6 protein-coding genes are annotated in these 12944 nt (G+C 27.6%); 3 read left to right on the top strand and 3 right to left on the bottom strand.

The features are described from left to right. Positions 1 to 537 precede the first annotated feature (537 nt). Positions 538 to 3171 carry an AsmA family protein gene (locus ERUM_RS00675; RefSeq protein WP_011154805.1) on the bottom strand — a complete coding sequence of 878 codons (2634 nt, stop codon included), beginning with the start codon at positions 3169 to 3171 and terminating at the stop codon, positions 538 to 540. Between the two features lie 215 nt (positions 3172 to 3386). Further along, on the bottom strand, positions 3387 to 5654 hold the full coding sequence (locus tag ERUM_RS00670; protein ID WP_011154804.1) for an NADP-dependent malic enzyme: 2268 nt from the start codon (positions 5652 to 5654) through the stop codon (positions 3387 to 3389). 953 nt (positions 5655 to 6607) lie between these two features. On the opposite strand from ERUM_RS00670, the gene ERUM_RS00665 reads away from it, so the two are divergent. Further along, entirely contained in the window at positions 6608 to 7294 is a 687-nt protein-coding gene (locus ERUM_RS00665) for an ABC transporter ATP-binding protein (protein ID WP_011154803.1), read from the top strand. Positions 7295 to 8384: 1090 nt separating this feature from the next. On the opposite strand, the gene ERUM_RS00660 is transcribed toward ERUM_RS00665, so the two are convergent. Then, positions 8385 to 9323 carry a tyrosine recombinase gene (locus ERUM_RS00660; protein WP_011154802.1) on the bottom strand — a complete coding sequence of 313 codons (939 nt, stop codon included), beginning with the start codon at positions 9321 to 9323 and terminating at the stop codon, positions 8385 to 8387. Between the two features lie 1382 nt (positions 9324 to 10705). On the opposite strand from ERUM_RS00660, the gene secG reads away from it, so the two are divergent. Both secG and ERUM_RS00650 read left to right on the top strand, forming a co-directional pair. Continuing rightward, complete coding sequence (gene secG, locus ERUM_RS00655; protein ID WP_011154801.1) at positions 10706 to 11038, top strand: preprotein translocase subunit SecG; 333 nt, start codon at positions 10706 to 10708, stop codon at positions 11036 to 11038. Positions 11039 to 11044: 6 nt separating this feature from the next. Beyond that, positions 11045 to 12667: a CTP synthase gene (locus ERUM_RS00650; protein WP_011154800.1), complete on the top strand. Its 1623-nt coding sequence runs from the start codon at positions 11045 to 11047 to the stop codon at positions 12665 to 12667. Positions 12668 to 12944: the final 277 nt, after the last annotated feature.

Below are 12944 nucleotides of genomic sequence, written 5' to 3'. Positions count from 1 at the left end.
TAATTATACATCTTTCCCAACCATAACATGCAAGCTTATTCTATCTTAGTATATTGATTAATAAACAAATAATCCTAAAGTTTTTATATATATAAGATTCTAAATTTTACTTTTATCAGCATTAGCTATACAAATAACAACACCACACAACATTCTACCACATAATAACTAAGCTATAGAACACTAACCCTAATTATACATCTTTCCCAACCATAACATGCAGGCTTATTCTATCTTAGTATATTGATTAATAAACAAATAATCCTAAAGTTTTTATATTATAAGATTCTAAATTTTACTTTCATAAACATTAGCTATACAAATAACAATAATTATACTAAATCTACCAGATCACAATGTAAGACTAAAAGCTTTGATAATACATTACTTGGATTATTTAAATTATATTTACTAATAATTGACAATACAAAATTCTTTAATAATTAAGATTCATAATATTACACAGAGAACATCAGCTTACATAATTTAGTACAACATCATACATACTTAATGTTGTTATAACATTTCCAATTTAATTTATTCTGCATGATCTTCTGTCTCAACTACATTAACAACACTTTGCTTGACCATATCATATAGATTATTAATATCAAAAGTAATTTTAGGTTGCCATAACTGACCTTGCAAAGACATATCTATATGAGCTGGAGAAGACATACCTGGAGGTATGAAAGAAAGCCTTAACATAGAAACTAAAGCAAATTGTAATAATGAAATATTTGCTGACGCAACCCCACCTGCATTATCAATTGCAAACTGCATTGAAGATGCAACAGTACCCCTTTTAATATTAGCTCCAGCATTAACAAAGTTAAAAACAGTATTATTATCATACAATGATATCTGAGTTAGTGCTGCAATATCAGATTTACTTTTAGTTTCTAATAAATCCACAATAAATTTATTAAAATCTATCCCTACAACATTAACTCCTTTGGCAACAAATTCTATTTTCCCATCTAAAAAGCTGACCCAATCAGTTATAGTTTTTCCTTGAGTTTGAACACTACCACTTATACTAACATTACCTGTAATACCACTAATATTTATATTCTTAAGTAATTTATCTAGTCCAATATTTGCTATAGACATCACAGCAGATAGTGAAGAACTAGGTCCCATACCAATCTTACCACTAATTGAAACAAACCCCTCATCCATTTTAAACATGAGTTTATTGATAGACATCAAACTATCTTTCAAACTAGCTAAAAATACAAAATCTATTAAATTATTATCTTGAGAGAAAAAATCTTGAATATCAATACTAATATCACCATCTACATGTTCTAATCCATAAAAATTTAAATCCTTATCTGACCATTTGATATTCACCACTTTTTGTGAATCATCAACTATACTACGCAATAAAGAAGGAAAAACTATAAAATCAGAATTATACTTACTACTTTTTAGTTGAACTGACATTTTAGGTCTTATATCCTGGGGTTTAATAGATACTTTAACAAACCCTTCCAAATTAGACCCATCAGTTGCATTAAATCGTATCTTATCAAGATTAAATTTACCTTGTACAATATCAATTGAAAAACTTAAATCATTAACATGTTGTTTATTAATTACAGAATCATTAATATTAGTACCAAATTTTACTTTATAATTAATATCCTTTAACCATTTCATCCTCATGAAATTTTCTATGCTTAATTTTGTATTGATATTATATCTATCAAAATCAACATGATATAAATCAACATTACCGGATATAAAACTATTCTTCTTATCATATTTTATCTTCAATTGCCCTTTAGCATCTCCTAGGCCACTAGTTAACACTCTAACATTAGATAAAGAAAATATCCTAGGAGCTATATATACATCACTTTGTAAAGAAAACTCACTATTGTTTGATTTTGACTCAAATTCCACAGGAAATAACCATCCAGCAAAAGATTCAAAATCATTACCATTAATCTTTATCCTACCACTGAAACTAGACACTAAATCATTACTACTAACATTACCTTCAACTTGTAGTACATTATTATTTCCAGGTAACATCATTATCATTTTATTAACATTGATTTTCCCACCCGATACACTTAAATCCACCGCCAAGTTATTTGATACTTGGCCACTATACTTTATTTCTTTAACATTCACCTTAACATCATAGTCTAAATCCTTAGATATCAATGTACTAAAATAATCAAGAGTACGAGATTCCTTATTGCTATAATTATTGTCATTATTATTAGACAAATAATCTAAATCAATATTTGAAAAATCAATATCAATATTACATGAGCTATAACTTAAACAGGTAATATTTCCTAGTCCATTTAGACTCCCAGTAGCAACCTTAAAATCAGTTAATTCAAATCTTTTATCCGTTAACTTAATGTTACTAGATAATGAAAACTCTTCTTGTGAATTAATAAAAGAGAAAACAGAAGTCTTATTTGTTTCAGAAAGATCATTAATAAATTGTGCAAAATTACTTCCTTTAGCAACTATTACACCATCAAATTTATTTTCATAAGATACACCAGATAAAGTAACTTTTGTTAATTCAGAAGAAACACTTCCAGCTATTCTATATTGTGTTTTATCCAAAGATACATCAGCAGTCATAGTATAACTATTCTTACCAATATCTAACAAACCACTTATAACTTTTGTATCATTTATTGTTTTAATATTACCTTCCTTAATATATATAGGTTTACTACTAAAAGATGTTCTATCATAATGAGTATTAATAACACTATTACGAATATTAAAAGTACCAATCTGAAAACTACCTTTTTTAAAGGAAGATAATATATCCACAAGACTACCTAAAGGCATACTCAATCCATCTACAGTAACAGCATAGACCTTAGGAGAAAATAAAAGTAATGATAATAAAGATATTTTTAACTCAAGACGTTCAATCAATATTGTCGATTTATAATCTGATGAATCACTGCCACTTTCTACATGTAAATTATTTACTACAATTTTAGGCAGAACTAAACTACCGGTAACGTTGTTCACACCCTTAACACTTATATCACTAGATATATTTTCTATCTGCTTAAGCACATGAGATGCATAATAAGAATTCCAGTTAATAAAAAATGGAGAAACTACTAAAAATAGCAAAAATATTAAAATGGCTGAACCAAAATACACTAAGAATTTCATCAATGTACCAATAAAACATTCACATTTTATTTATCACAAATAATATTAATAATATATAAAAATACTATGGAAAGCATAATATATATAAGAAGTAGCATATACTTCTTATAAATTAATGAAAATATATATGTATTTTACACTTTATAAATTAATATCTTAAAAATTACGAGTTACAGATTCCATTATACTAGATCATAAAACACATAAACTAAGAATTAGTTATTAATTGAAGGAGCAAGAACAGTTAAATTAAGAATTTCAGAAACAGAAGAAGACATTTGTACAATTTGTACAGGCTTTTCCATCCCTACTAAAATAGGACCTATAACTGGAACACCAGTTGCCTCTCTCAATAACTTAGAAGATATACTAGCACTGTGCAAAGTTGGCATGATTAAAACATTAGCTGAGCTGGTAAGTCGACAAAAAGGATATAATGTTAACAATTCTGGATTCAGTGCAACATCAATAGACATTTCCCCATCATATTCAAAATTGACGTTACAATTGTCCAAAATTTCTATAGCCTTTCTCATCCTTCTAGCATCCTTTTGAGAGTGACTACCAAAATTTGAAGAAGAAATAAATGCTACACGAGGTTCATGACCCATTTTTCTAGCTTGCATAGACGCTTGAATTGCTATTTCAGCAACTTGTTCTGGAGTAGGAGATTCATGTATTGCAGTATCAGCAATAAATATGGTACGCTCTTTCATTACAATAATTGACAAACCAAACATAACCCCTTTAGGCTTTATTACTTTTTGTACATCATGTATAGAAACAGTATATCCTCTTGTTAAGCCAGTAATTAAAATATCTCCATCACCACACGCAAGCATACATGCAGCAAAAACATTACGATCTGTTTTTACATCACGTACACAACTTCTATATAAATACCCTTCACGCTGTAATTGTTTATACAAATAATCCGTATATTTATTATTATTCTCAGAAATTGCTGCATTAGCAATTTCTATTCCTTTCATATCTTTAATACCTAGTCGTTCAAAGCCCTCATGTACCTTATCAATACGTCCAACAAGTATAGGTACTCCATATCCTTGATTACGCCATTGTACAGCAGCCTGAATAATCTTTTCTTCTTCACCTTCTGAAAAAATTACCTTTTTAGGATCACGTTTAACAGAGCTATACATCATATTAAGTACATTAGAAGTAGAAGATAATCTTGATTCTAATTGTTTTACATATTCATCCCAATTTTCTATATTTCTTCTCGCAACACCAGATTCAATGGCAGACTTTGCAACTGCAGGAGCAACTACAGTAATTAAGCGTGGATCAAATGGAGTAGGAATAATATAATCTTTTCCATAATTCATTTTCCTACCACCATAAGCATCTGATACCTCATCACTAACATACTCACGAGCTAACATAGCAATAGCATTAGCAGCTGCAACTTTCATTGCACTATTAACACACCTTGCTTGAACATCTAGTGCACCACGAAATATATATGGAAATCCCATCACATTATTAATCTGATTATTATAATCTGACCTACCAGTAGCTATTATAGCATCAGGTCGTATTTTACGTGCAATATCAGGATTAATTTCAGGATCAGGATTTGCCAAAGCAAAGATTATAGGATCTTTATTCATAGACAAAAGCATATTTTCACTTAGTACATCCTTCACTGATAAACCAAGAAATACATCAGCCATTACCAAAGCATCTTTTAAAGATCTATTCTTCGTATCAATAGCATGCTTAGCTTTCCATTCATTCATTCCAAGCTGTCTATCCTTATATATAACCCCATTTTGATCACACAATGTAATATTTTCAGCAGGTACACCAATTAATTTTATCATTTCAAGACATGCAATACCTGCAGCCCCAGCACCATTAACAACAATTTTAATATCTTTAATATTCTTGCCTGTAATATCAAGTGCATTAATAAGACCAGCTGACACAATAATAGCAGTTCCATGTTGATCATCATGGAATACAGGGATATCCATTATTTTACTTAATTTTTCTTCAATAATAAAACACTCTGGAGCTCTTATATCTTCTAGATTTATTCCACCCCAACTTAAACCTAAGTATTTTATTGCATTAACAAACTCATCAACATCTGAAGTATCAACTTCCAAATCTATCGCATCAATATCCGCAAAACGTTTAAATAAAACAGCTTTACCTTCCATAACAGGCTTAGAAGCTAAAGGCCCTATATTTCCTAAACCAAGTACAGCAGTACCATTTGAAATTACAGCAACATAATTTCCCCGTGCAGTATATTTATATACCAAATCAGGATTTTCAGCTATTTCTAAACAAGGCACTGCAACCCCAGGAGAATAGGCCAAGGATAGATCCCTTTGAGTTAACAAAGGTTTAGTAGGCATAAGAGACACTTTACCAGGCTTTAAACCCTTACAATGAAATTCCAGCGCTTCCCTTTTCTTTGCATCAAACCCATTATTTTCAAGATCACCCATAGAACATACTCGTTAACACTTATTCTAAAGCCTAATTTGTATACTGCTATACAGCATAACATGTCAAGTTTTAACAAAATGTTACTTAAACATTAACAGATTCTTTAAGAATTAATCTATTAATATATCAAACACATCATTCATTATAACTAACCATCTAATATCTATTTTACACAAAACTTATGGTAGACAAATCATACACATTATTTGAACTTATTAAATGCTTTGTATTCTACAAGTTCAGTAATATTCACTTCATAGTTCAGTGCGATTAGATCTTATATATAATATAGTACATTCGCTATAATATCATTAAACAATCTTTCTACCTTGAAATCTCATGTTTATTACTCTAATACAATACACGATAATTTTTATTAGATAATGTAGGAAAAACAATACTAATGGTAAATAGCTTATATAATTAAATTACTAGTACTTTCTATATCATAATTTAAATAATGTATATATCCAGTATTAAAAATGTCTACATTATAATTAATTGATAACCCAATATCATATGCTACTAAATAACACACATAAATGCTATAATTATCAGTTACAATATAAACCTATTATTAATTTACAACATTTTACCTATATAACTAGCAATTTTATATACTAGAATACCTAATTTATAAACATCATATCAAAAATCAACAAAATGATTACGTGAATATAGAATAATCTAAAGTTACTAAACTAATATTTAGTTCAAAATTTATATAATATCTTTATATCATCAGTATTATTATACAAAATATGTGATATAAATTTAGAAACCCCTATTTACAGGCAGTTGTTCATTAAATAATTAGATTAATACACAGTACAACATAAATCATCAGTATACAAAAGCCATAACAAAATCCTACATCAACATAATAACCTTGACAATCACCCTACACTTAATAGTAAAATCTGGGATAATTTGTAATGCAATCTTTAAAAGAATGTCTATTGTTTTTGCTTTATCTGCCATTAGCAAAAGTTTTGGCAAAAATAATCAAGTAAACATTATAATTAATGCAAATTTACAAATAAAAAAAGGAGAAATCGTTGCATTGATAGGCCCCTCAGGATCCGGTAAAAGCACATTATTACATATTGCAGGTTTATTAGATACCCCATCTTCAGGTAGTGTCTTTATTAACAATATAGAATGTTCAGCTACAACTTCAGATCGAGAAAAAACCTATTTACGACGTAATTTTTTAGGATTTGTTTACCAATTTCATCATTTATTACAAGAATTTTCTGTATTAGAAAATGTAATGTTACCACAAATCATCATAGGTAAAAGCAATGAAGTAGCAAGAAAAAATGCTATAGAACTCTTATCATTGGTAAAATTACAAGATAAGCTTTTAATGTCAATATCACAACTTTCTGGAGGAGAAAGACAACGGGTCGCAATAGCAAGAAGTTTAATTAATTATCCCTCTATAATCTTGGCAGATGAGCCAACTGGTAGTTTAGATAATGACACAGCTCTTGAAGTATTTTCACTACTACATAAATATGCAAAAGAAAAAAATATATCTGTATTTTTAGCAACACATAATCATATTTTAGCAAAAAAAGCAGACAAAATAGTACAGATAAATTCAGGAACCCTACAAAACTATACAGACTATTAAATTATAACAATATCTATAACAGGCTTGTTAATATACATGATTTATTTAAAATATTGGTATGGTATATAAGTTTTCTTTCAACACATTTGTATTAAAAACTAACGATGTTTTAATACTTTTTAAGTTATAAAGGTAATTTTATCTATTTCTAAAATAGAAAAACATTACTATAAAAATTTCTATTAATAATGTTAACACCATTACAAATGTTTCCAAAAATACAATTCTTCCTACTAAGCAATTATAATTCTTTGCATCATAAAACTAGCAAACTATCTATTTTTACTGTTCTATTAATTGAATATTCAAACTATTTATTCCATTATTACACATTGTAAAAAAAACAAGCTCAATCACTTTATAAAAATAATAATATTGAACCATATTTAATTATACTGTTCAAATTTATTTTAAAATACTCTCCTATATTCATCTTATTATTCAATTTCTGCAACATAATCTGTTAATTTTTCTTTATAATTTATAATAACTACATATTTATAAATATGATCTTTATCTATACTCAATTACTTGGTCCAGCAAGACATACAATTTAAATATTTTAAACTCTTAAGATACCAATTTTATGCAGCTTCTATGATACTGCTAAACATCCATTACAACTACAAGTATCTTTAATATATAGAAAAAACAAGTCTAACTATATTCTAATAAGTACCAAAATGCCAAATATCAATTTTACTCTTTAAGTTCATTTTCAAATATTCGTTCACATCAGCCTCAATATTCAATTTCATCTACAACAACCTGCTAATATTTTTTCACAATTTATAATCACTACACATTGCAAACATAACTCTTATCCACAACTCAACTACTATAAAACATACTTAATTACTGGATCTTATATCACAAGCTTTGAATATTGTACTAAATACACACAGATCAACTTTACTACACAATTTTTCTATTACTATAAATATACTATATATCACTATTTTTTTATTACAATTATACACTTAGATTATATCTTCTGGCAGAACAACACATAAATACCCAAATTACCAATTTTATTATTAAATTTTCCTATAATTTATTACATACTTTCTAAAACTATAGGCGATTAGCGTTATATACTTCTATCCCTCAAAGGATGATATTTAAATAATACATTCTTTAATTTTTCATTAGCAACATAAGTATATATTTGTGTAGTAGATAAGCTAGTATGTCCTAACATTTTTTGAATAAAAATAATATCTGACCCATTATTTAACAAATGAGTTGCAAAAGAATGTCGAAGTTTATGTGGAGAAATTCTAGTCATATCAACCCCAGCACTTATACTGAGATCTTTTAACAATTGACCAATTCTTTGCCTAGTGATTGGATTATCAAATTTTGTACCAGGAAATAACCACTGAGATATTTCATATCCATTAGGAACAAAATGCATATATACCTCAAGATATTTTTGTATACTTACTATTGCAGATGAATTCAATAAAACTATTCTTTCTCTATTTGCTTTCCCTCGGATTGTTATATAGGATATCTCAATATTGTCATTATTAAGAGCCTCTTTTATTGAGTTCAATTTCAAATAAATCAATTCAGAAACTCGTATACCAGAAGAATACAGAATGTTAATAATTGCATTAGTTCTTAGCCCATCTGGAGATGAATCTAATGCTGCTGTATCAAGTAACCTACTAACTTCTTCAATATTCAAAGCTTTGGGGAGAGTACGTGATAACCTAGGAAAATCAATAGATAATGCTGGATCATATGCTATTATGTTATCTTTACAAAAAAACTTATATAAATTTTTAATAGCTGATATCTTTCTTGATATAGTACTAGACTTATACTCTCTTTTATGCATCAATCGTACATAATCTTTTAAATCATCACGAGATACTTCTATCAATGCAAGGTTTTTACAATCAAAAAATTTGCACAAGTCTAACAAGTCACTCATATAACTTTGATAAGTATTATAAGATATATGTTTTTCTGCTGCTATTGCTGTAAGAAACTCATTAACATATTTTTCATTACTCATCATATTTATACATTTTCGTATTTTATAAAAAAATCATCATTATGTCTCAAGACATTACTTAATTAATATCTTTTACCATACACATAATTAACACTCTCTTTAACATATACAATAAAAAAGATAACAGTAAAAAACATCATATAGATAGCTGTTAATAAACGCCATATTAAATACACTACGACACATAATTATTCTACCTTCACAGTTTCAATATGTAGAGGATAGATATTATCAATAATATGTGTCACTTTACATATTAAGATCTCACATATACATCAAAAACATCATTGTAGGATACTTATATAAGACAACTACTAAACTATATATGTTAAGATTATAATTTACATTCTATATCAATATATAGAATATCAATTATAAACAATCATATTAAGTCCTACAGAAGATAATCTATCAATACAGATACTCCTAAATTTTACCATAGTAATAAAATAATAATATATTAATAGAAATTTATAATTATACTTCCTAACATTAAATTAGAATATGGTTACGAATAATTATACTGAACTATACATAAATAATAAATTTTCTTAAATATTTTTAATATATGTTAAAAAATGTTACTTAAGATATATTTGTATCATATAATGAATAACAATCTTAATATAACCAAATACAGCAGTCCTACTTTTAACATTTAATATACTCAAATGTTACTCTCAATTAATATACAATAATACAGTGTAATATAGTCTTCAGGTATTTTAACTTGAGTCACATAAATAAAGTAGCACATTATATACCTTAAGATAAAATTATAATTATATAGTCAAACTTTTTAGTACAAAAAATAGTATTAACTGTAACTATGCAATACATTTTTACTTAAATTACTCAGTTATTATGTATCAATTTAAAATTTCTATTCATATAAATAAACCACAATACACTATAGAAACTTGATAATAGCAAGAAGAATATGACAAATTTACCAGAATATAAAAAACACTACCACTCGTAAAAATACAGCAAATTTCATTCAAAAAATAATCTTCATTGAAAACTTTCACATACATATATAAAAATACCACAATGTAGGTATTAGTGAATCATATTTATTCCAATATTAAAACTAATGGTAATATAATATAAATCTGTATAAAGGAAAGATATACAGATACTGAATTAACATCTGTACAAATTAAGCATGGTATATTATATCATATAATGTATAATATATTTCAGAATAGCAAAGTGGTAAAAAAGCGTATTATTAAAAATAAAAAATAAATGAATTAAAAAGTATATATAGTACATTATCATTTATACAATGTACTTTGTACAGATTCTACAATCATTGACTTAACATAATAAACAATGTATAAGCTAACATATATATTTAGTAATAGTGTTATTGTACTTATATGTTTTTAACAGTGATACAATTAGTGTTAGTATTCTTATTAGTAATTTTAGTGTTATTACAACCCCCAGAATCTGATAACTTAAGCGGTTTTGGCAATACACAAAACAATTTAGATGCAATGTTTACAAGTGGTTCACCTTCAAACTTTATTACAAAACTTACCGTAATCATTGCAACTGCTTTTATTATAAACACAGTACTCCTTGTAGGGGTTAATGCTAAAAGTATACATAAAGAGTCTGTTGTGAAAAAGATTGCTGAAATGAGCAAGGTACCTACTGATCATCCCGCTGTAGACCATAATGAAGATAACATACCATTTAATCAATAAGGTTGTATGAACAATCTAACTTCAACTAAGTTTATTTTTGTGACTGGGGGTGTAGTGTCATCTCTGGGGAAAGGACTAGCAGCAGCTAGTATAGGAGCATTATTACAGGCAAGAGGATTTAAGATTTGCTTAAGAAAATTAGATCCTTACTTGAACATAGATCCAGGTACAATGAGCCCAATTCAGCATGGTGAAGTATTCGTAACTGATGATGGAGCAGAAACTGATTTAGACTTAGGTCACTATGAGCGTTTTACTGGCGTTAAAACGACAAAAAATGATAATATAACCACTGGAAAAGTATATCACAATTTATTAAGCAAAGAAAGAAAAGGAGATTATTTAGGACAAACAGTACAAATTATTCCTCATGTCACAGACCTGATTAACTCATTTATATTATATAATACTGATGCACTAGATTTTGTAATCTGTGAGATAGGTGGAACTGTAGGTGACATTGAAAGCCAGCCATTTCTTGAGTCTATTAGACAAATTGGTTATAAGCTTAGTAAAAATAATACAGTATTTGTACATCTAACTTTAGTTCCATATATTAGTGCAACTATGGAATTAAAAACTAAACCTACACAACATTCGGTAAAAGAATTAAGTTCTGTAGGAATACAACCAGATATAATACTTTATCGTAGTAAAATACCTTTATCACAAGAACAACGAGATAAAATAGCTAACCTATGCAATGTTTCTCCAACAAATATTATCCCTGCATTGGATGTTAAAAATATATATGAGCTACCTATCTCTTATCATCAATATAATCTAGATACACAAATATTAAAACATTTTAATATTACTTCTCCTGAACCAAATTTAGATAAATGGGAAAATATATTAAATATCTCTCATATATCAACAAAAACAATTACTATTGCAATCATAGGAAAATATATCAAATTATTAGATGCATATAAATCACTAATTGAAGCGTTAGAACACGCAGCAATTCATAATAAAACTAAACTATCTATACACTGGATAGATTCACGCTCATTAAATAATGAAATTACTAATACATTTGATAATGTCCATGCTATTTTAATACCAGGAGGTTTTGGTGACGATGGAGTGGAAGGGAAAATAATTGCTATTAAGTATGCACGTATCAACAACATACCATTTCTAGGAATTTGTATGGGTATGCAGCTTGCTATAATTGAATTTGTACGCAATGTTATACATCTTGAGGATGCTAATTCTACAGAATTTAACTTTTATTGTAAAAATCCTGTTATACATCAATTACCAGAATTACAACAAAATCTTGGCGGAAGCATGAAATTAGGGTCTCACCCGTGTTATTTAAAAGTAGATTCAAAAATTTTTTCTATATATAAAGAACAAGTAATTAATGAAAGGAGAAGACATAGATATACTGTCAACTTACAATACAAAGATTTATTAGAAAGTCATGGTTTAATTTTTACTGGACACTCACACCATAACAACAATGATAGCTTAGCAGAGGTAATAGAGCTAAAAAATCATCCATGGTTTATTGGAGTGCAATTTCACCCAGAGTTTAAATCAGATCCTTTTCAATCTCACCCATTATTTATGTCATTTGTACAAGCTTCTCTAAATTATCAAGAAACAAAAAAAGCATAAAATTTCATAAATATATCCTTTTTCCTATAAAAATATGGCATATTATCTTATTTTTGACACAACACTTTATTGAAAATACGTGATAATTAATTGAGAACCATATTATAATGATAACTCAATATATATTAAGAATTAAAAAGTCACCTAGATTACTGAGAGTATAATCTTACCACAAGGTTTAATTGAGATTTTTTAATATTACAGAAGATTATCTGCACCATTTAACATAATTTTCACAAAACTACAAAAATAAAAAAGTATAAAATTATCATGTATA

This window comes from Ehrlichia ruminantium str. Welgevonden (genome assembly GCF_000026005.1).
Lineage (GTDB): Bacteria > Pseudomonadota > Alphaproteobacteria > Rickettsiales > Anaplasmataceae > Ehrlichia > Ehrlichia ruminantium.
The sequence above is the reverse complement of the archived record's forward strand: the minus strand, read 5'-3'. Positions and strand labels throughout refer to the sequence as shown.